Here is a 21,090-nt window from a genome sequence, read left to right as displayed (position 1 = left end):
CAGACTTCACCTGTCACCAGGGTCACGAAGGCCGGAGTTAGCGGTGCCGAGACACTCTTGTTGGTGGCTGGATATAATTTGTTCCAGTCGTTCGCTGTAGATTTTTGTCGAATCTGATTTATTCTCCAGCCAGTTTGCTGCTTCTTTCAGGTCGATCACGATACAACTAGGATTGACTTTTTGATGCGGCAATCCTTCAATCAGCCATCTGCTTACAGTGCTATGACTCACCCCGAGTTTCTTCTTCAAACTATTTGCCGTGATCAGAGTGCCATTTTGCAGACCCTCCAAATAACCGTAATGCTGTTTCCACCAAGGCAACACCCTGTCAGTGTCAAAGACCCAATGCCCTGCCTCGGACTTGTCCGCTGGGAAGTCAGGATGTCTCTGCAAGGCTTTCCGGAGTGTACGATCTGAAATATCAAGTATTACGGCCATTTTGAGTATTCCATTGACAATCAATGAACTCGCCTCCTGAACTGGTAATTAACTTTATATCCTAATTTTACCAGTTCAATTTCGAGGCATGGAAGTAGGGTATGATGTTGTCATAGAGCAGGTCATTACTCGAATGGGGTCGCTAGCACATTCCCACGATGCACGTCGGTGTACCCGGAATTTCAGTTGTTTCGAAGATTTCAAAATGTTGGCGGACTTGATCATACATAAGGTTCTTCAAGCGAGTGATTGTAACTTGAACGGCTCTGTCGGAATGTGTTTTATCAAAGCTGTACACCTTACCGTTCCAGACCAAGTATCCGCTGATCTCCAAATTGAACATCCCTGATTTAGATTCCGTTTGCGCTAAAATGTGTTGATGGACTTTCTGAACATCGTTAAGGTTTCGAATTGTTGTTACAACAGGTTTTGGCGAAGTGAATCCAAAAAAGTGGCATTCATAATACACTGCATTTTGCGGAGCCAAATTAATCATTAATATTACAACCTTTCATGATGGAGTCGAGAGGGAGGTGACTCCCTCTCTTTGTGAAACATAAACTAACAAAGCTTTGCAGTAAATTTCAATCCGTTATCAAATATAACTTTTGGATCGTAGAAGTGTTGTTCGAGTTTCTTAAAGACTTCATAGATCGGGTGGTTTGAGATCTCATCGGGTTCAATTTCAAAGACTTGATCATCTATGTGCATTTGCATCAGATAGGCGGTGTAATCATTGGAGGACTCTGCTGGGACTCCATGATCCCAGTCGTAGAAACGATTGTTCATCAACTGCTCCTCAAGCTCTGTACAATCTACTTCCAAAGTGATTTGGCTTCCGGAAGTAAACCCTGCTTCAGTGAGTTTTGTTTTCATAGCATGCACTTGCTCCGGTTGAGTAATTTCATCATAAGTCCATTGGGTTACTTCCACAGGATGTTGGTACGTGATTTTGAATTGGTTGTTCATTTGAAATTCCTCCAGGTTTTATGATTATGAATGAAGCAGCAAATGGCCGATTAATATCCTCCAATCATTTCGTCCACGCCCCTCTCGAAATGGTATGGTTATTATATTCACTGTCCGCTTACTAGAAAAGATAGGTCGAGAAAGGCGCAGGCGCCGCTCTTCAGAATTTGGACAACGGTGCCTGCGGCACGCGCCACACGGGAATATACGTTCTAAAATGAAAAGTTCACAAAAAGTTCAATGTTTAAGGCGCTTTTATATACTCTAAAGGAAATATAAGGATCTAAATTCCTCCCCTCTCCTTGCATATGCTCCCTGTGTTTGGCCTTTTGCACCCCTTTCGACAAACACAAAAAAGCCACCTTCAAATTGAAGATGGCTGTCTGCTGTTCTGCTGTCTGGCTGCTGTCCCTGATACGGCAAAATGGGCAACACAGACTAAATGACATATATTTTTCAGTTATATTAGTACTAATAAAAAAAGCCCGTAAGGAACGGGCTAATTTAAGATGCTGATGAAGGGATTCGAACCCCCGACCTACGCATTACGAATGCGTTGCTCTACCAGCTGAGCTACATCAGCAGATTCACCTTTGGGGTGAAACAAAAATTATTATACTCCGTTTTTCAAATAATGCAAGCGCCAAGATCTGGAATTTGCGCAATGCTTTGAAACTCCGTTCTATAAGCCCAGCTTATCCTGCACGGAGCGCAGCTTCTGCTCGGATGAGCCGGCCTTATCCCGGCGGTCGTCGATCTTGACCGAGGTGGATACGCGCATCGCGCCGTCTTGAAAAGGCGCCTCGTGGATCGCGCGGATCGCCGCAAAAATATCGTCCAGCGAGCCTTCGATAATCGTGCTCATCGAGGTGAGCGTATATGTAATCCCCTTTTGCTGTCCAAGCACCCTCTGCAGTTCGGCAACGTAAGAGCTGAGGCTGGTCGAACCCGTCCCGATCGGAATGACCGTCACTTCCGCAATCGCCATAACAAGCGCCTCCTTGATCGTTTACTTATTCCCGTCTATTGTAACAAGTCCGGTAAGCCGATTCAAACCGTACCTGACCCCGTAAGGAGACGCTTGTTGTTGCTTGTTGCTTCTTGCTTGACGCTTGCTTGACTCTTGGCTTTACCTAGTCGTTATGCTGTTGCGGTGTGCTCCCCGAGTTCCTCGGCGTCGTCATCCGCCGGCAGCGACAGGCTCTTTTTCAACAGGGCTTTGATCAGGTTGGCCGACTTCACTTTAATGTCCAGCGCCGGCGAAACGTGGATTCGGTACGATCCCTGACGAATCAATGCCTTTAACTGATCTACGCTTTCGAAGCCGGCATCAAACTCGTTCACGACGCTCCCGTACTGCATAAATTGATGCGTGTCGCTTCCCCCGACGACAGGGCGCCCGAGCCGCCGGGCAAATTCGTCAATTTTGCTGCGGTACGATTCCAGCCCTTGACTGTAAATGTCTTTCCCGTTCAGATCAAATGCGTCCAGCCGGGCCAAAAGCTCGTCGGGCAAATGATGCAGCGGCGTACTTTCCCGGAACGGGTGCGCACCGATTCTGAGGAATTCCCCGCCTTCGCTCCAATCGAGGAGCGTGCGGAAATCGATGAAGCTCCCTTTTTCGGTATAGGGCGCAAGACGGCTTCGAAGTTCAAGCACGCTCTCCCTTTCGCCGATCAGCAAAATATGCCCGGTCTCCCGGATATCCACCTCGACGCCGGGAAACACCTTGATCCCCTCGGCCAGATAATATCCGTGCTCATAAGGATAGTTCCGGTCCAGCACCTCATAAATATCCCCGTAGCGCAGCGTATTGAAATGCTCCGTCATGGCGACCGCGTCGAGTCCGTTTCCCCGCGCTTCCGCCATCATTTCTTTGAAATACGCATGGCTGAATTCCGTTTTTTTGGACAGTTTCACATGGGTATGCAAATCTATTTTCATAGTATGTTGTTCTCCTTCTTAGGGTTGAAATTGGAAAGCGGCGATATGGATTCCCGCCACATAGAGGGCCGAAACGACCAGGAACCATGCGTCGCGGAGCGTAAATCTCATATGGGACAGCTTGATCCGCTTCACTTCGGGCGACTGGTAAGCATAAGAAAAGCCTTTGGACTCCAGCGCCTCCACGGTAGTGCGCGTTCTTTTGGCAATGCTGAGAATCAGCGGGTAAAAAGACAGCACGGCGATCTTCACAAAGTACATGATACTGCGCCAGTAAAGCAGCCCGTGCCGGTCCGGCGCCTTGCCGCGCAAACGAAACGACAGAAAGATATGGTGATACTCTTCCAACAGGCTCGGGAGCATCCGGTAACCGTAAGCGATGCCGAAAGACACCTGTTTGGGCACGCCGATACTGAGCAACCCGTCGCTCAGCTTCTCGGGATCCATGGAACAAAAGACGGTGATGCTTGCCATCGATATGACGGACAGCTTCATGGATAGTTTAAGCAGCGGCAATATCGCCTCTCCGCCCCCGCCGAACAGCCAGGAGACAATGAGCAGGTAACCGGCCTGGCTCAAAAGCCCCAGGCAGAGGATTGCGATAATGAGCGGGCTTACCCTGGACATGATCGTCGTTACGGTCATGAGCAGGAACATTCCGAGCAGCAGCAGCGTATCGTGGATGAACCACGGCGCGATGCCGAAATATAAATACCAAAGGAACAACGTCCGAGGGTCCAGTTTGGCCAAAAAAGTGTCGCCGTTCCCGTAGGCGGTGTTGAGCAATTCGATCTTCACGCCTTCCACGGACACCCGGTCCATGAGCTTACGTACATATTCCATGAAGTACCGCCTCCTTTCCGGTTGCTGCGTCGTCTATTGCGGCTTCGGCGGGATACTCCTGCGTCAGCCAGCATTGCACGAACTCATCCACGGTGTAGCACAACCGAGGCAAGCCAAGCGCCCGGCTGAGCTCCAAAATTTGCGGCGCGGTCAGCCCCGCCGTTTCAAGCAGCCCCGGATCCCCGAAGACGGACTCCCTCGTTCCGTTGTGGATCAGTCTTCCCCGGTTCATCACGATCACCCGGTTCGCCCATTCCGCCACCAGCTGCATGTCATGGGTCGCCACGACGACCGTTTCGACATGCTTGTTCAACTGCTGCAGCAGGCGCGTAATGTCTTTGCGGGTGGCGATATCCAGGTTGGCCGTCGGCTCATCCAGCAGGATGACCGACGGATTCATCGCCACGCCGATCGCCAGCGACGCGCGCCGCTGTTGTCCCCCGCTCAGCAGGCGGCCGTCGCGGTGCTGCAGCTCGGTCAGCCCGAAGCTTTCCAGAATTTCATCCACCTTCTGTTCATACCCGCTCACGCGGCGGGCTTTCAGGAAAAACTCGACATCCTTGCGGATGGAATCCTCGATGAACATTTCCTCGGGATTTTGATAAATATAGGTCACCATATCGGCCAACTGCTCAGGCGGGGTTTTCAGCGTATCGATGCCTTTGACGCTGACCGTTCCCCGTTCCGGCTTGGTCACGCCGGTGATCAGCTTCATGAATGAGGATTTCCCGGCGCCGTTATTGCCGACCAAAGCGACCAGGTCGCCGGGGTAGAACGAGACGCTGAGGTCCTCCAGCACGGTGTTCCGTTCGCGGGATACCGTCCGGTAGGAATAACGGACATGCTTCGCCTCGATGACGGGACCGGAAGAGTCGATCCGGTGGTTCTCCGTTCCCTGCAAACCGGCCATGCGTTCTTTTCCGGTTGAAGCCTTATCTTTTCCCCAACTCCGCACATGTTCAAAATACCCGATCGCTTCCTCCAACGTGACCGGGAATTGCCGTCCTGCGACTCCTCCGGTTTCTGCGCCCGATGCGCCCCGTAAAGCCGCCGCGCTTTGGGACAAACGGTCAGCCGCTTGCGTCACCTGTGGCGGGAAAATGTGGCTTTTTTGCAGCTGCTCCATCTCGCAAAGCGCCTCTTTCGCCGGCTTTGACCATAATGCGCGGCCGTCATCCATCAGAACCACCGTCTTGCAGTACTCGGCGATAAACTCGGTGTGATGCTCGATGACGATAATCGTTTTTCCATAGTTTTCGTTCAAATTGCGCAGCAAATCGTAAATCTGTCTGGCATGATTCGGATCCAGCTGGGCGACGGGCTCGTCGATAATGAGGATGTCGGGATCGAGCGAGATCGCCCCGGCCAGCGCAAGCTGGTGCTTCTGTCCGCCGCTGAGCTGCCAGATGAACTCCTTCGGGTCCGCCTGCAAATCCACGAGCCGAAGGGCCCGGCGCCCGCGCTCCTGATAGTCCTCAAAGCCGTAATTCAGCGGGGCGAAGCCGGCATCGTCCAATACGGTCGGGCGAATGAGCTGATTTTCGAAATCCTGGTAGACGTAACCGACATGCTTGGAAAGGCGTGCTACCTCATGCTCCATCGTATTCAGGCCGTTAACTACGACCGTTCCCTGAAAATCGCCGACATAATAGTGCGGGATCAGCCCGTTTAACGTTTTGCACATCGTCGATTTGCCGCTGCCGTTTCCGCCGATCACGGCAACGAAATCGCCACGCTCTATCCGTAGGGATACGCCGTTCAACACCGGCTGCTCCGCGCCTGGATATGTAAATGTCACGTCTTCCAGAGACACGATGTACTTGTTGTTGTCCAGTTCCGCCATTAAATCTGTCCGCTCCCGTCCATTTGCCGCGGTACCGACTTGCCTTTACGAACCAGCAGCAAAATCGTAATCAAGGCCACGACGGCCGCCGTACCGATGCTGACCCAGATGAACCAGCCGCCGATGCTTTCCAGGAAGTCCGCGTCCCAATCGATCAAAGCCATGTCCGACTCGGCCAGGAATTCCGCTCCCGCAGCCGCGCAAGCGAGTACGATCGCGATGACGATCAATCTCGGAGCAATAATTTCACCAAGTGAATATTTCATCTTATTATTTCTCGGTTTCATGCCGAGCAAAGGCTCGATTTTCCCATACAACCTTGGAACGAGGTACAATGTCGGCAGCAGCGCGAACAGAATTCCGGAGAACAGCACATCGTTCAGGAACGAAACGCCTTCCACCACGACAACGCTCTGCGCAAGGCCCGGAACGGCCTCAAATTCCTCGACTCCGATCCACACTTTTGCAATATCCACGCTGGAACTGATAAATTGATGGATGGCTACTCCGGTAATCGCCGCCACCCCGACTTGTCTTTTGTTCTTCGGATCATTCACCAAGGTTCCCGCAATAAACATCGCCAGCGAGAAAGCGATAAACTTCTCCAGCTCTCCGAGCCCTCCGAATTGCCCCAGCATAATTTCCCCGAAAATCATTTCGCCCAGCGCAGCGCCTACGGCCGCGTAAAACGGATGAAACAAAATGCACAGCGTCAACGGAATGAAGGCAAAATACTCCACCGACAGCTCCACGGGGCCGAGCCGGAACGAAGGAATCAGCTCCGTAATCATGTTGGATAAGCCGTACAGCGACATGGAAAGAATGAACACCATCATTTTTTGCGATTGCGTCAAAACGTATCTTTGTTTTAATTGAACCATTTGCTTCCCCTCCCTATTTAAGGCGCCCGGCATTGTTCTCCTGCAAGGCTAACCCCAATATAGAGGCGAAGTATTAAATTGGATGTTACGGTACGTAAACATTATGTAAATAAATTTTCATTTAACTATATTATGAAAATAAACATATCAAACGCGAATGCCATCCTCCTTCCTATGTGATAATCTAGTTATATCAATCAACCCGATGATGAAAGCGAGGACGCCCTCTTGAAGAAGATGGAATGGAATACCGAAACCCTGTCGCCGGGCCAATACAAGATCGCGGACTATATCCGGAAAAACGAGCAGGCCGTGCTGTTCTCCACCGAACAGGAAATCGCGGACGCCCTCGGAGTCAGTATCGCCACGGTATCCCGGTTTTGGCGGTCGGTCGGTTTTAAAAATATCAAGGACTTCAAAAGCCAGCTGCGGAGCCAACTGGACGTCACGCCTGCCGCCAAAATGCAAAATATGATGGACCAAACGGACGCCGGCACGCTTCCCCGGCAATTTCTCGCAGCAAGCGTCGCCCGTCTCGAAGAAACGCTGGCCCATTATTCCCAGGGCGCATTCGATGAGGCCGTAACCGCTCTCGCCGGGTCCAAGCGGATCTACATCTACGGCCCCGGCCCCTCCGCCGGACTAACCGAGCTGCTGCATTTCAGGCTGGGCCGTTTCGGCTTATCCGTGCATCGGCTGGACCGCGGCGGCAGCGAGCTGTTTGAAGACCTGCTCCATTTAACCGAAGGTGACCTCGTCGTCCTGTTCGGTTTTGTCCGGCTGCTGCCGGAAGCCAAAGTGATCGTCGATCATGCCAAGGAGGCCGGGTACCGTACCTTGCTGATTACGGATCGGCTGGTATCCGACTTTTCCGGCCAATGCGACATCACCCTGTTCGCCAGCCGCGGCGAAACCTGGGAGTTCCACTCGATGATCGCCCCTACGTTTATCGTGGAGAACCTCATTATCGCGGTAGGGATGAGAAATAAGGATGATCATTTGCAAAAATTGAACGAACTGAACCGCCTGCGCAAAAATTATGCGCATGAGCTGCCCAGGTAAGCCGGTGGCCTGAGTCTGCCGACGTTTTGTGTTCAAATTGACGTCGGGGGAGGCTGTTACTCTCACATAAAAGCAGCAGAAGCAGCTTGGCGCACATGCTTTGTCGCTGCCGAACCGCATGCATCGGGATACCGCTGTGTTGCCGCCAGGCAACATGTTGTACCGCTTTGTTGGCGTTAGGCAGCACGATGTCCGCTTAGCTACCGCTTGGCAACATGTTTTGTTGTACCGCTTTGCTGGCGTTAGGCAGCATGATGTCCGCTTAGCTACCGCTTGGCAACATGTTGTACCGCTTTGCTGTCCCCAAGCAGCATAGTGGACCGCTATGCATTCGTCGTGTCGCATGGTGTATCATCGCCCTGCTTCTGTAGTTCGGATGGTGCATCATCGCTTTGTATCCGCTAACCTGTACGGCGCTAACGCTTGTCACGGACCTTATAACACCTCAAATTCCGTTTTTATACTTTTAACGATTGCCACGAGCCTTATTTCGCTAATTCCACCACACTAGCCGCCCTTTTAGCTATATAAGCTCTTCTGCAAGCGTTAAATTTGCGAAAACGTGAATTCACCCTATTTAACGCCTCTGGCAAGCGTTACCCTCCATAGAAGCAGCGGAAGAAGCTTGGCGCACCGTTTTGTCGCTGCCGAACCGCATGGGATTACCGCGTTGTTGCCGCCAGGTAACATGTTGTATCACTTGGCTGCCACCAGGCATCATGTTATAACCCTTGGCTACCACTTAATAATATGTTGTATCGCTTTGTTGACGTCAGACATGTTGTACTGCTTTGTTGGCGTAGGTAACATGTTGTACTGCTTGGCTGCCGCCAGGCAACTTGTTGTACCGCTTTGCTGTCCCCAAGCAGCATAGTGCACCTCTATGCATTCGTCGTGTCGCATGGTGCATCATCGCCCTGCTTCTGTAGCACGGATGGTGCATCATCGCTTTGTATCCGCTAACCTGTACGGCGCTAACGCTTGTCACGGACCTTATAACACCTCAAATTCCGTTTTTACACTTTTAACGATTGCCATGAGCCTTATTTCGCTTATTCCACCACACTAGCTGCCCTTTTTGCTATATAAGCTCTTCTGCAAGCGTTAAATTTGCGAAAACGTGAATTCACCCTATTTAACGCCTCTGGCAAGCGTTACTCTCCATAGAAGCAGCGGAAGCAGCGGAAGCAGCTTGGCGCACCGCTTTGTCGCTGCCGAACCGCATGGGATTACCGCGTTGTTGCTGCCAGGTAACATGTTGTACTGCTTGGCTACCGCCAGGCAACTTGTTGTATCACTTGGCTGCCGCCAGGCAATGTTGTACCCTTTGCCGCCCCAAGCAGCATAGTGCACCGCTGCATCCGTCGTGCTGCACCATGGTACATCATCGCTTTGCTCCCACCTAACTATATTCCTAACGGTTGCCACAGCCGTTAAATGGCCTCAATCACCTTCCTTCCCTTCTTAACGGTTGCCACGGCCCTTATTCGCCGCTCAAGGTCCGCTAACCCGCCCTTTTAGCTCAATTAGGCTCCCGGACAACCGTTAGTTCTGAAAACATGCGAGTTCTTCCCAATTAACGCCTCAGGCAACCGTTACAGTCCACGAAATAGATACTACCGAGACGCCGCCACACTCATCCAAAATCCCATCTCCCCCCCTCTCCGCCTTCCCGGACATTCACAAAAAATTTTCAAATCCCGCTTGTCCAATCCCCGCCTGCTTTCACTCGATTTTCATTCTTTTCATCCGCCTATTTCGCGCAAGTCCCATTTACAAACACTAGATATTGGGTTAATGTATTATCAACACAACAAAATATAGTGTAAACGGGTGCTTCGACGGAAAAAGCCCGCCGGAGCTTAAAAGGGAAAGCGGTGCAAGTCCGCTGCGGTCCCGCCACTGTCATCGTCACGTGCGATGCGACACGATCCGAATCGTGTCATCCGCACATTTTGCCGGCATATCGCCACTGCAGAACCAACCCTGTCCTGCGGGAAGGCGCCGGGAAAATCACGAGAGCCAGGAGACCTGCCCGTTTGGAAGACACCGCGCTAACCTGCGAGGTACAGGGAGGTGTCCGCTTGCAGCTTATCCATAGCTTTGTTTTTGACAGCATGACGACTCCCTTTCTATAGCTATCATTGCGACGCATTCGGGCATTTTCGACCTGGGCCGGGTTGGGAGTGCTTTTTATATGGATTAATTCACTAGTGTTCGGGGAGGAAAACATGCAATGACGCTGTTGAATCGAATCGATGAATGGACGGAAAACGAAACGGAGACGAGTATGGAGAAGAGCACGGACCAAACCCAGGGGAGGATGCCTGCAACGGAAACAAATACAGACTCCATCCTTAGGGAAGTGATCCGCCTCGGCGAGGAAATCGTGGCCAGTTCGAACCTGGAGGTCCTGCGCGAAAACGCCAACCTGAACGGGGAAAGCTTCTCCGGCAAAATGAGCAAATTCGGTAGCGAGTACGCCAAGTGGTACGCAAACCACTTCGTCATGCCGCCTCGGCTCGTACAGGCGATCAAAGACAATGTCGTTTACGTGCACGATCTGGACCAGTATGCCATCGGTACGACCAACTGCATTTTCATCCCGTTTGATAAGCTGCTTCGCGAAGGCTTCAACACCGGCAACGGCAGCGTCCGGCCGCCGAAGTCGATCATGACGGCGATGGCTCTGGTCGCGATTATTTTCCAATCCCAGCAAAACTCGCAATACGGCGGCGTATCGGCCAACAAGCTGGATTTCGACCTCGCCCCTTACGTGGCCAAGTCGTTTGCCAAATATTTTCTCAAAGGGCTGGAGTATTTTGAAGAGGCGGACGGTACGCTGTTCGCTGATGAAGAAATCAACATGAGCCGCAACGATCTTCAAGCCGAATATCCAAAAGCTTTTACATATGCGTTAAAAGAAACCGAGAGCGAAACGCTGCAAGCCGCGGAAAGCCTGATCCACAATCTGAACACGATGTCGAGCCGCGCGGGCGGTCAAATCCCGTTCACGAGCATCAACTACGGCACCTGCACTTCGCCGGAAGGCCAGCTCGTGATCCGTTCGCTCCTGACGGCAACGATGCAAGGCCTCGGCAGCGGGGAAACGCCGATTTTTCCGATTCAGATTTTCAAATGCAAGCAAGGCGTTAACCAAAATCCGGGCGAGCCTAACTATCATCTGTTCGTGAAGGCGGCGGAATGCTCCGCGAAGCGCCTGTATCCGAATTTTGCGAATCTGGATGCGCCGCTAAACCTGATGTATTACGATCCGGCCGATCCGGATACGGAATTCGCCACGATGGGCTGCCGCACCCGGGTCGTCGCCGACCGGTTCGGACGCAACCATTTGTCCGGGAAAGGCAACCTTTCCTTTAATACGCTGAACCTGGTCAAGCTCGGGCTGGAGCACGGGATCGCCTTGGGACACCGGCGGGAAGCCGATGAAGCGGGTTTCTACCGGGAGTTGGACCGCTATATGGACATCGCGCTGGAAGGCTTGCTGCACCGCTATCAAATCCAGGCTTCGCAAAAAGCCAAAGCTTCGGACTTCATGATGCGCGAAGGCGTCTGGGAAGGCGGCGAAAAGCTCGCCCCGGACGAATCCGTCGGCGAGCTGCTCAAGCACGGAACGCTGTCGATCGGCTTCATCGGACTCGCGGAATGCATGAAGGCGCTGTACGGCAAGCACCATGGCGAGGATGAGCAAGTTTATAAAAAAGCGTACGACTTGATCGCCCACATGCGCGACTACTGCGACAAACAGAGCGAAAATCACAATCTGAACATTACGCTGTTCGCCACGCCGGCGGAGGGGCTGTCCGGCAAATTCACCAAACGCGACGCGGATGTTTACGGCAAGGTTCCGGGCGTCGTTGACCGGGAATATTACACGAACTCTTTTCACGTGCCGGTTTACTACAAATTGAGCGCCGCGAAAAAAATACAGCTTGAAGCTCCGTTTCATGGAATTTGCAATGCGGGGGCCATTTCGTATATCGAATTGAACGGGAACGCCCGCAGCAATCCGGCGGCTTTCCTGAACATCATTCAATATGCCCTTTCCCAGCAGGTCAGCTATTTTAGCATCAACCACCCGATAGACCGCTGCTCGGCCTGCGGGTTCGAAGGCATCATCGGAGCGAATTGTCCTTCGTGCGGCAGTCATGAGAACGACGTGCATATCCGCCGTCTACGGCGCGTGACCGGCTATTTGACGGGCGATTACCAGACCCGCTTCAATGCGGCAAAACAAGCGGAGGTCCGCGACCGGGTGAAGCATGACGCATGAACATCTGCGGATATTACCCCGAATCGATCAATGAGGGCGAGGGCCTGCGGGCCGCCCTTTTCGTCAGCGGCTGCCGGCATTATTGTAAAGGCTGCTTCAGCGCGGCCACATGGAACTTCAATTACGGGGAGCCGCTGACCCCCGAGCGGGAGCACGGGATTATTCAAGACATCGTTAACAACCCGCTGCTCAGCGGGGTCAGCATCCTGGGCGGGGACCCTTTCTTCTCGGCGGAGGAGGTCGGGCAATTTATCGACCGCCTGCGCGATGAAGCGGGCCGGGACGTCCCCGTCTGGATATACAGCGGTTATACCTTCGAGGAATTGACCGGGCATCGGGATTCCCCCGAATTCCGCCTCCTGGCGCGCTGCCAGGTGCTCGTCGACGGGCGCTTCGTCCTGGAGCTTCGGGATCCTTCCCTGCTTTACAGGGGCAGCTCCAACCAGCGGCTCATCGACATCGAACGCAGCCTTGCCGAAAGTGCTCCCGTTTTATGGGAGCCAACTTTCTCTTTCTAGCTCATCAAGATTCTAGTATAATTAATGATCTGTGATGATTTTAATAGACAGCATAGAATTCGACTTATCGGCGTCCCCTATTCGCCTGCCTGCAAATCGGCGGACGTCCTTTTTTTTCATCTTTATTCTCAATTTGAGAATTAAAGATTATAGACTTTAAAATTTTGTAGATCAAGAAAGCGAGGAACTACCATTATGCCATCACTCGTAACGAAGCCCAACAACCGTCAGCTCGCGTTCGACAGCGAACGTCTCGGCGTTTATGCCGATCGTATCCTCGACGGATTACATACACTGGACAAAGAGCGTCTCCTTCGCGGCGTAAACGCCAAGCTGAGACGCGACGAAGTGACCGGAGAGGAAATCAGCAGCGCATTTACGATGTCCGCGCTTGAACTGGTTACGAAAGAGGAGCCGGACTGGAAGTTTGCCGCGGCCCGCGCCCTGCTGACCTCCCTTTATAAAAAAGCGGCCGTCAACCGCCGTTACAAGGCATACCCGGAGGAACCGTACGGCTCGTTCCATCATTTGATCACCGAACTGTGCAAAATCGGCGTATACCGCGAAGAGCTGCTTACATGCTACACCAAAGAGCAAATCGATGAGCTCGGCCGGACCATCGATCCTTCGCGCGATCTGCTGTTCGATTATATCGGTCTGCTCACATTGGCCGAGCGCTACCTGGCTACCGATTTTGAAGGCCGGACGATGGAACTTCCGCAGGAGCGCTACATGGTCATCGCCATGTACCTCATGCACCGCGAGCCGGAGGAAACCCGTCTGGAGCTCGTCAAAGAAGCCTACTGGGCGATGAGCAACATTTATATGACCGCCGCGACGCCGACGATGTCCAATGCGGGCAAAAAAGTCGCCGGCCAGCTCTCCAGCTGCTTTATCGACACGGTCGACGACTCGCTGGAAGGCATTTTCGATTCCAATACCGATGTGGCCCGGCTCAGCAAAATGGGCGGCGGCATCGGCGTCTACCTTGGCAAGGTACGCGCGCGCGGCTCCGATATCCGCGGCCATAAAAACACCAGCTCCGGCGTTATCCCATGGATCCGCCAGCTGAACAACACCGCCGTCAGCGTCGACCAGCTCGGCACGCGCAAAGGCGCGATCGCCGTGTACCTGGACGTTTTTCATAAAGATATTCTCGCTTTCCTGGATCTCAAGCTGAACAACGGCGACGAGCGCATGCGCGCTCACGACGTATTCCACGGCGTCTGCCTGCCCGATCTGTTTATGGAGAAGGTCGAGGAACGCGGCGAATGGAACCTGTTCTGTCCGCATGAAGTGAAGAAAACGATGGGCTGGAAAGACGAAAACGGCCGTCCGCTCGGCCTGGAGGATTTCTACGACGAGGAATTCGGCAAAGGCTCGTTCCGCGAAAAATACGAAGAGGCGGTCAACCATCCGACCCTGCCTCGGATCACGATGCCGGCGATCGACATTATGAAACGGATCATGAAGTCGCAGCTCGAAACCGGGACGCCGTACATGTTCTATCGCGACACCGTCAACCGCGCCAACCCGAACCGGGCGCACGGCATGATTTACTCGTCCAACCTGTGTACGGAAATTATGCAGAACCAGACGCCGACCGTGGTGGAAAAAGAAGAGCTCGTGACGAAAGACGGCCAAACGCGCATCATCATCTCGAAAATCCCGGGCGATTTCGTGGTCTGCAACCTGAACTCGATCCACTTGGCTCGTGCCGTTCCGGCAGGCGTGCTGGACCGGTTGGTGCCGATCCAAACGCGGATGCTGGACAACGTCATCGACATCAACAATATCGAAGTATTGCAGGCGCAATACACGAACAGCCAGTACCGTGCGATCGGTCTCGGCACGTTCGGCCTGCACCATTTGCTCGCGCTTGAAGGCATCCGCTGGGAGTCCGACGAAGCGGTTGCCTATAATGACGCGCTGTACGAAAAAATCAACTACCTGCTGGTCAAATCGAGCATGGAGCTAGCCATTGAAAAAGGCCGCTATCCGAAGTTCGCCGGTTCCGATTGGGAAAACGGCAAATACTTCGAATACCGCGGATATACGGACGGCTCCCGCGAAGGCAAATTCGTGACGACGGAGCAGTGGCGCGAGCTTGCGGCTCAGGTCCGTGAAAACGGCGTGCGCAACGCCTGGATGTTTGCGATCGCACCGAACGGCTCGACGTCGATCATCGCCGGTTCCACGGCCAGCATCGACCCGCTTTACGAGCTTCTCTCCTATGAAGAGAAGACGACGTACAAGATCGCCAATCCGGCACCGGATCTGTCCGAAAAAACGATCTGGTACTACAAGACGGCGTTCTTGATCGACCAGCACTGGTCCATCGACATGGCCGCCGCCCGCCAGCGCCACGTGGACCAAGGACAAAGCTTCAACTTCTACGTGCGCCCGGACATCAAGGCAAGCGAATTCCTGGCGCTGCATCTTCACGCTTGGAAAGCCGGCATGAAGTCGACTTACTACGTGCGCAGCCGCGCGCTGACGATCGAAGAGTGCGAATCCTGCGCGTCGTAAGGCGGGGGAACCCTGCTGCGGCTCTGAAGCTAACGGAACAATGGGGGATCGCAAGGCGAGGGCATATTAGCGGTAAATTTAGGCCTTATTCGCACCAAAAGCGGCTTATTTCGCTCATATATCTCTTTTTTGCCGGCTATAACGCCCTGAATTACCGCTATTTTTTAGAAACTTTAAAAAACTCGAAATAAGACAATAAATGTCCTTTATCGTAATGACAAGCAAAGAGCAGCAATACGCCAGCCATTACGTGACTAAATCAAGGAGATGAACAAAATGCATCTGCAAACGATCTTTAACACGGAGGCGCCGAACAAATCCACCCGGATCATCGGGGGCGAATGCTCGGGGATTCTCAACTGGAACGATATCCGCATGCCGCATATGTACAAACTTTACAAGGTGCTGCTGCTGAACCACTGGATCGCGGACGAAATTCCGATGAACAAGGACGCGCAGCAGTTTGCCCAGCTGGATCCGGAGGAACAACGCACGTTCAAAATCAACATTTCGCTGCTCGCGGTGCTCGATTCGATGCAGACGATGTTCGTCGGCGACGTGAAGCGGTATTTTACCGACTCCTCCCTTGAGGCGATTTCGGCGATTATCGGGCAGCAGGAGGTCGTGCACAATCAATCGTATTCCTACGTGCTGTCCTCCATCGTGTCGGAGCAAGAGCAGAAGGAGATTTTCGAATACTGGAAGCACGATCCGGTGCTGCTGGACCGCAACAAGTTCATTTCCGAAATTTATCAAAACTTCCGCAACGAACAGACGCCGCAAACGTTTTTCGAAGCGCTCGTCGCGGATCTCATTCTGGAAGGCATTTTCTTCTACAGCACCTTCGCCTTCTTCTACAACCTGGCCCGCGACCAAAAGATGATGGGCACGAGCCAAATGATCTCCTACATTCAGCGTGACGAGAACCAGCACTGCTACTTCTTCGCAGAAGTGTTCAAACAGCTGCTGGCCGACTATCCGGAGCTGAACACCAAGGAGAACATCGACTATGTGTACCGGACGATCGACCGGGCCGTGGAGCTCGAGACGAACTGGGCTCATTATACGCTGAAGGAAGTCCGCGGCATCGACCTGAACGAGCTGTCCGACTACATCAAATACATCGCTAACAAGCGCCTGACTTTGATGGGTATGGAAAAAGGCTATGAAGGCGTCGACGTCAACTGCATGCCTTGGATCAAACCTTTCTCCGACGAAGCGCTCAATGCAACCAAGACCGACTTCTTTGAAGCCAAGTCCCGCAACTACGGCAAAGTGGGCGACGATAACGGATTTGACGATTTGTAAAAAATAAAGAGGCCTTGCCAATCTAAAATGTACCCTATAGAATAGACACTTAAAAAAAGTGCTCTTTCTATAGGGTGTTTTTTGTATAATTTAAAGAATAACATAGAGAAATACGTGGAGACGGAGAATTATGAGTAAAAAATTATTTACAGAGAAAGATATCACAACACTATCTAAGAACCGATATGTTAAAACAGTCAGTTCAAAGGGCATCACATACACTGATGAATTTAAACAACACTTTGTTACTGAATATAGTGAAGGGAAGCTTCCAAGAGAAATCTTTGAAGAAGCAGGATTTAATATTGACGTTATTGGCATGAAGAGAGTTAAATCAGCTTCAGATCGTTGGAAAGCTGCTTATAAAACCGAAGGAGTGTTGGGCCTTAAAGATACCAGAAAGGGTAGTTCTGGCAGGCCACGGATTAAAGAATTATCTATTGAAGAGAAGTATGCCAGATTGGAAGCACAGATGAAGCTTGTGCAGGCAGAAAACGAACTCTTAAAAAAGATTCGTTTGTTGGGAAGGGGGCTAAAGAAGTAAAGCTGCCCGTCAGTCAAAAATATATTCTCATTCATGAGGTCATTGAAAAATATAACCTTATCCATATGGTGAAATTCCTTTGTGAAGTTGCCGGAGTTTCAAGAAGTGGTTACTATAATTATTTCTCAGCCAAATCTATTGAACAAAGGAGACGCAAGGATAAAAAGGATGAAGAAACGAAAGAAATGATTCTAAAGGCCTTTAACTTCAAAGGCAGAAAGAAAGGGGCACGCCAAATTAAAATGACATTGGCAGGTCAATTTCAGTGTGTCTTCAACTTGAAGAAGATCCGTAGAATCATGAAAAAATACGATATCGTCTGCCCTATTAGGAAGGCAAATCCGTACCGGAGAATGATGAAAGCCACTCAAGAACACCGAGTGGTTCCTAACTTCCTAAACCGCCAATTTAAACAGGGGATGCCTGGCAAGGTCCTTCTAACGGATATCACTTATCTGAACTATCACGGTGGACAAAGAGCTTATTTGTCCGTCATTAAAGATGGTTCTACAGGTGAAGTTTTAGCACATCACATGTCTAGCCGAATCATCATGAATCTGGCCACAGATACCCTCACTAAATTGAAGAAGAACAGAACCTTTAAGAAAGCTAAAGGGGCCTTCATTCATTCTGATCAGGGTACCCATTACACACATCCAGATTTTCAGAAACAGGTTAAGAAACTCGGATTGTACCAATCCATGTCCAGGAAGGGAAACTGCTGGGATAACGCCCCTATCGAATCATTCTTTGGCCATCTTAAAGACGAAGTGGATATAAAATCATGTAAAACGTTTGGAGAGCTTCAACAAGAAATTGATAGGTATATCCGCCACTATAACCATACTAGATATCAATGGAACCTGAAAAAGATGACTCCTGTACAGTACAGGAATCATCTTTTTCAGGTAGCCTAAGCCTTTTTTTAAAATGTCCTTTACAAAGGGTACATTTTAATCGGCAAGGTCTCTTTTTCATTTGCATGGCTAACGTTCTCAGGAGCCGTTATTTGTCGCGTTTTCCGCCCATTCGGATTTTAACGGTCGTAGTTGAGCTTATTAGGTGCGAATGACGATAATTGACAGCGTTGCGTACCGAATAACGCCCCTGACAACCGTTAAACGTGCAATTAACGGATTTTCGCCTAAATAGTGGCTCTGGCAACCGTTACGTTTTGTGCCAACATCGTCCTCTATCCCGTCGCTTAATTCACTTTTGCTCGTTCATTGCGCTCACGCGGAGACCCGACCAAGGAAGCACCACGCCGTCCGGGTGGGTAACGTCAACGGTCCGGCTCTCGCCCGGGAGCAGGTCAAAGTAGTTGTCGCTGTAACGGACCCGACCGAGCGGCAGCTCCAGCTTGACGAAGCGGGCGGCTCCCGTTCCCGCCGCTCTGACGGTCACGCGGCCCGCCTCCTCATCCGTCTCCGCTTCCAGGACGGCGGACGGCAGGCGGACATCCTTCGGGTCGCGCAGGTAGTAGCGGTTCGATGGAGCGGCAAAGCCTTCGGCGGACAGCTCCACCATCACGTCTTCCGCCGCCGCGCCATTCAGTGCCTCCGCTTCGCTCAGCGAGCCGACGCGGACCGCGGACAGTGGCGCAACGTTCACGCGGAAGGAAGCAACAATCCACGTCTCCCCGTCTTTTCCGCCGAACGCCTGCGTCGAATCCGTACCAGGGGCCGCCATGCCTTCTCCAGCCCCTGGCTTCCCGCTAGCTCCGGCGCCCGCCTCCGTCTTGGCCTCCAGCTTGCATACCTTTAGCTTGACTTCCCCTGTCAGCGTTTCCAGGCTGTCATTGACGACCCAAACGTTCAGGTCCTCCCCCGGCTCATGCTCCAGGGACAACAGCAGCGGATGGAAGAACGTTTTGGCATAATAATACGAAGCTTTCGGCAGCAGCTCGTAATCGATCATCGACCAGCTCGTCCCCGGCCAGCTGTCGTTCAACTGCCAGACGAGCGCTCCGCTGTTGCGGTGCCGGTTCCGCCGGAAATGCTCGATCCCGTATTTCAGCCCTTCGGCCTGCGTCAGCATCGAAAAATTCATGTACTCCTCGATGTTCCGCGGAATGCCCGTGTAGCTCTCCATCAGCAGAATCCCTTTTTGGTGATTCGTATCCTTGTTGCGGTTCGCCATCTCGGGGCTGCCCCAATAGAACTCCCCTTCCGGGATATACTTCTCAAGGGTGTAGCGGTTCGCCGAGGCATGCATTCCGAACTCGCTGCTGAACAACGCAAAGTCCTGCTTGAAGTTTTTGAACGAAACGCCCTTCATGCTGTAGTCCAGCTGTGGAGGTTCCCCCTGCATTCGCGGATAAACCGAGCCGTGCCATACCTGCCAATTATGCCGATCCCCGGTATGAGGGTCGTTCGCATCATAACCGTCGTTGGCCCCGTATGGCGAGGACGGCCAGTACGGCCGGGCGGGGTCAAGCTCCTCCAGCACCTCGGGAATCAGCTCGTGATAAATGCTTTCCCCGAAAAAAGCGCCCTTGATATCCCCGCCGGATGACTTCATGTCGTACAACCAGTCGATTTCGTTGTTTCCGCACCAAAGCGCCAGGGAAGCCCGGTTCCGCAGCCGCCGGACATTGTCTTCAACCTCCCGTCGCACATTGTCCATAAAGTCCCGGTTGAAGTCCGGAAAAAGCGCATTGGCAAACGCAAAATCCTGCCATACGAGCACGCCCTGCCGATCGCATTCGTCGTAAAAAACGTCTTTTTCGTAAATGCCGCCTGCCCATACGCGCAGCATGTTCATGCGGCCTTCCACGGAGAGCTCGATCAGTTCCTTGTATCTCGAATCCGGGATAGCACCGATCAGATGATCGGCCGGAATCCAGTTCGCTCCTTTAGCGTACAATCGTACTCCGTTCAGGACAAAAGCGAAGGAACGGTTTCCTTCCGGATCCTCCAGCGCCAGATCAAGGGTACGGATGCCGAACGGCTGCTCATATCGGTCCAACTCATAGCCGGCCGCTCGCAACACCACTTCCAAGGTGTACAAATACGGCTCGCCAAGATCATGGGTCCACCACAACCGTGGAGCTTCCACAACCAGCTCCGCATCGGCCGTTATCCGCCGCCCCCGGCTTCCCGGACCGTAAACCTTTTTGCGGGATTCAAGCGAGGCGGCCGGCACTGCGGCGCTCGCGCTAGCAGCCGCCTGCCCCCCGGCATCCAACAACCTGATCTCCAATTCCACCGGTAAATCGGATCTATAAGCGGTGACCTCGGATTGCACCGACAAGGCCGCCCGCTCCGAATTTGCCGTTATCGTAAAAGCATACACACCTTCCAGCTTCGCCAGGCTCCGCCGCTCCAGCCGAACTTTGCCCCAGATGCCGACCGTCACCATCCGAGGGCCCCAGTCCCAGCCGAAGTTCATGGCGGCTTTGCGCAGCCACGGTCTTTCTTCCGTATAGGAGGACCATTCGAGAAATTCCTTGTCCCGGTTGTGCAAATACAGCGGATCGAACTTCACGGCCAGCGAATTCCACCCTGGCCGGACGATCCGCGTAATATCGAATGTGTGCGACATCAGCATATTCCCGGCCGCCCCGACCTCATGCCCATTAACATAGACGGATGCAAACGTATCGAGCCCTTCGAAGATGAGCTCCAGCCGTTCGCCCCCTGCCTCATCGGGCGGCGTCTCTAGCGTGAAGCCCGTCCGGTACCACCATTCCTTGCGTTCAATCCACCGGGATTTGGCATCGTTATGCCCTGCATACGGATGATCGATGATCCGCCTTTCAATCAATGCGGAATGCACGTCACCCGGAACGGATACCGCAATCCAGAACCGGTCGTCCAGACCGGGAGCGGCGAGCTCCAGCGGAGGCTTCTCCCCCGGCTCAAAATGCTGTAGTTTCCATGGTCCTGCAAGCTCCATTTCCCATTCCCCTTCCGTCG

15 protein-coding genes, 1 tRNA gene, 1 pseudogene and 1 riboswitch are annotated in these 21,090 nt (G+C 52.5%); of the genes and pseudogenes, 6 read left to right on the top strand and 11 right to left on the bottom strand.

The features are described from left to right. Window positions 1-6: 6 nt before the first annotated feature. The 9 genes from ACSFXJ_RS03125 to ACSFXJ_RS03085 all read right to left on the bottom strand — a co-directional run bounded on the left by ACSFXJ_RS03125 (window position 7) and on the right by ACSFXJ_RS03085 (window position 6,918). Window positions 7-462, bottom strand: coding sequence for a hypothetical protein (locus ACSFXJ_RS03125; RefSeq protein WP_435923771.1), 456 nt, complete (start codon window positions 460-462; stop codon window positions 7-9). Between the two features lie 118 nt (window positions 463-580). Next, the gene (locus ACSFXJ_RS03120; protein WP_435923770.1) at window positions 581-934 is read right to left on the bottom strand and encodes a hypothetical protein; all 354 of its coding nucleotides are present in this window, start codon (window positions 932-934) and stop codon (window positions 581-583) included. A gap of 65 nt (window positions 935-999) precedes the next feature. Beyond that, complete coding sequence (locus ACSFXJ_RS03115; RefSeq protein ID WP_435923769.1) at window positions 1,000-1,407, bottom strand: hypothetical protein; 408 nt, start codon at window positions 1,405-1,407, stop codon at window positions 1,000-1,002. Between the two features lie 510 nt (window positions 1,408-1,917). After that, window positions 1,918-1,990: transfer RNA gene (locus tag ACSFXJ_RS03110), tRNA-Thr, on the bottom strand. A gap of 99 nt (window positions 1,991-2,089) precedes the next feature. After that, a complete protein-coding gene (locus ACSFXJ_RS03105) occupies window positions 2,090-2,395 on the bottom strand; it encodes an MTH1187 family thiamine-binding protein (RefSeq protein WP_435923768.1) in 306 nt (101 codons plus the stop codon). Between the two features lie 152 nt (window positions 2,396-2,547). After that, complete coding sequence (locus ACSFXJ_RS03100) at window positions 2,548-3,351, bottom strand: PHP-associated domain-containing protein (protein ID WP_435923767.1); 804 nt, start codon at window positions 3,349-3,351, stop codon at window positions 2,548-2,550. An 18-nt stretch (window positions 3,352-3,369) separates the two neighbouring features. Further along, complete coding sequence (locus tag ACSFXJ_RS03095; RefSeq protein ID WP_435923766.1) at window positions 3,370-4,194, bottom strand: energy-coupling factor transporter transmembrane component T family protein; 825 nt, start codon at window positions 4,192-4,194, stop codon at window positions 3,370-3,372. Then, entirely contained in the window at window positions 4,178-6,037 is a 1,860-nt protein-coding gene (locus ACSFXJ_RS03090; protein WP_435923765.1) for an ABC transporter ATP-binding protein, read from the bottom strand. The genes ACSFXJ_RS03095 and ACSFXJ_RS03090 overlap by 17 nt, the downstream gene beginning before the upstream one ends. After that, window positions 6,037-6,918 carry a cell division protein FtsQ gene (locus ACSFXJ_RS03085; RefSeq protein ID WP_435923764.1) on the bottom strand — a complete coding sequence of 294 codons (882 nt, stop codon included), beginning with the start codon at window positions 6,916-6,918 and terminating at the stop codon, window positions 6,037-6,039. Before ACSFXJ_RS03085 ends, ACSFXJ_RS03090 begins: the two co-directional genes overlap by 1 nt. A 237-nt stretch (window positions 6,919-7,155) precedes the next feature. On the opposite strand from ACSFXJ_RS03085, the gene ACSFXJ_RS03080 reads away from it, so the two are divergent. Beyond that, a complete protein-coding gene (locus tag ACSFXJ_RS03080; RefSeq protein ID WP_435925666.1) occupies window positions 7,156-7,980 on the top strand; it encodes a MurR/RpiR family transcriptional regulator in 825 nt (274 codons plus the stop codon). Between the two features lie 1,131 nt (window positions 7,981-9,111). Here the strand turns inward: ACSFXJ_RS03080 and ACSFXJ_RS03075 are convergent. Further along, window positions 9,112-9,333, bottom strand: a complete 222-nt coding sequence (locus ACSFXJ_RS03075; RefSeq protein ID WP_435923763.1) for a hypothetical protein — start codon at window positions 9,331-9,333, stop codon at window positions 9,112-9,114. A 461-nt stretch (window positions 9,334-9,794) separates the two neighbouring features. After that, window positions 9,795-10,033, top strand: a riboswitch (cobalamin riboswitch). Between the two features lie 270 nt (window positions 10,034-10,303). On the opposite strand from ACSFXJ_RS03075, the gene ACSFXJ_RS03070 reads away from it, so the two are divergent. The 5 genes and pseudogenes from ACSFXJ_RS03070 to ACSFXJ_RS03050 all read left to right on the top strand — a co-directional run bounded on the left by ACSFXJ_RS03070 (window position 10,304) and on the right by ACSFXJ_RS03050 (window position 18,090). Then, entirely contained in the window at window positions 10,304-12,274 is a 1,971-nt protein-coding gene (locus tag ACSFXJ_RS03070; RefSeq protein WP_435925665.1) for an anaerobic ribonucleoside triphosphate reductase, read from the top strand. Next, entirely contained in the window at window positions 12,271-12,792 is a 522-nt protein-coding gene (gene nrdG, locus ACSFXJ_RS03065) for an anaerobic ribonucleoside-triphosphate reductase activating protein (RefSeq protein ID WP_435923762.1), read from the top strand. The genes ACSFXJ_RS03070 and nrdG overlap by 4 nt, the downstream gene beginning before the upstream one ends. Before the next feature lie 195 nt (window positions 12,793-12,987). After that, a complete protein-coding gene (locus ACSFXJ_RS03060) occupies window positions 12,988-15,321 on the top strand; it encodes a ribonucleoside-diphosphate reductase subunit alpha (RefSeq protein ID WP_435923761.1) in 2,334 nt (777 codons plus the stop codon). Window positions 15,322-15,597: 276 nt separating this feature from the next. Beyond that, window positions 15,598-16,629 (top strand): ribonucleotide-diphosphate reductase subunit beta, encoded by a 1,032-nt coding sequence (locus ACSFXJ_RS03055; RefSeq protein WP_435923760.1) that lies wholly within the window; start codon window positions 15,598-15,600, stop codon window positions 16,627-16,629. Between the two features lie 130 nt (window positions 16,630-16,759). Beyond that, window positions 16,760-18,090: pseudogene (locus tag ACSFXJ_RS03050) on the top strand (IS3 family transposase). A 292-nt stretch (window positions 18,091-18,382) separates the two neighbouring features. On the opposite strand, the gene ACSFXJ_RS03045 reads toward ACSFXJ_RS03050, so the two are convergent. Continuing rightward, window positions 18,383-21,070: a beta-mannosidase gene (locus ACSFXJ_RS03045; protein ID WP_435923759.1), complete on the bottom strand. Its 2,688-nt coding sequence runs from the start codon at window positions 21,068-21,070 to the stop codon at window positions 18,383-18,385. Window positions 21,071-21,090: the final 20 nt, after the last annotated feature.

The sequence above is a fragment of the Paenibacillus salivarius genome, assembly GCF_051307165.1.
Taxonomy (GTDB): Bacteria; Bacillota; Bacilli; order Paenibacillales; family Paenibacillaceae; genus Fontibacillus.
Note: the sequence above shows the minus strand (reverse complement) of the source record. Positions and strands in the feature narration are given on the sequence as shown.

Bases quoted from the DNA above. Each gene is read 5' to 3' on its own strand.
- ACSFXJ_RS03055 (WP_435923760.1), top strand. From the start codon at position 15,598: ATGCATCTGCAAACGATCTTTAACACGGAGGCGCCGAACAAATCCACC.
- ACSFXJ_RS03100 (WP_435923767.1), bottom strand. From the start codon at position 3,351: ATGAAAATAGATTTGCATACCCATGTGAAACTGTCCAAAAAAACGGAA.
- ACSFXJ_RS03045 (WP_435923759.1), bottom strand. From the start codon at position 21,070: ATGGAGCTTGCAGGACCATGGAAACTACAGCATTTTGAGCCGGGGGAG.
- ACSFXJ_RS03115 (WP_435923769.1), bottom strand. From the start codon at position 1,407: ATGAACAACCAATTCAAAATCACGTACCAACATCCTGTGGAAGTAACC.
- ACSFXJ_RS03105 (WP_435923768.1), bottom strand. From the start codon at position 2,395: ATGGCGATTGCGGAAGTGACGGTCATTCCGATCGGGACGGGTTCGACC.
- ACSFXJ_RS03090 (WP_435923765.1), bottom strand. From the start codon at position 6,037: ATGGCGGAACTGGACAACAACAAGTACATCGTGTCTCTGGAAGACGTG.
- ACSFXJ_RS03060 (WP_435923761.1), top strand. From the start codon at position 12,988: ATGCCATCACTCGTAACGAAGCCCAACAACCGTCAGCTCGCGTTCGAC.
- ACSFXJ_RS03095 (WP_435923766.1), bottom strand. From the start codon at position 4,194: ATGGAATATGTACGTAAGCTCATGGACCGGGTGTCCGTGGAAGGCGTG.
- ACSFXJ_RS03070 (WP_435925665.1), top strand. From the start codon at position 10,304: ATGCCTGCAACGGAAACAAATACAGACTCCATCCTTAGGGAAGTGATC.
- ACSFXJ_RS03085 (WP_435923764.1), bottom strand. From the start codon at position 6,918: ATGGTTCAATTAAAACAAAGATACGTTTTGACGCAATCGCAAAAAATG.
- ACSFXJ_RS03080 (WP_435925666.1), top strand. From the start codon at position 7,156: ATGGAATGGAATACCGAAACCCTGTCGCCGGGCCAATACAAGATCGCG.
- nrdG (WP_435923762.1), top strand. From the start codon at position 12,271: ATGAACATCTGCGGATATTACCCCGAATCGATCAATGAGGGCGAGGGC.
- ACSFXJ_RS03120 (WP_435923770.1), bottom strand. From the start codon at position 934: ATGATTAATTTGGCTCCGCAAAATGCAGTGTATTATGAATGCCACTTT.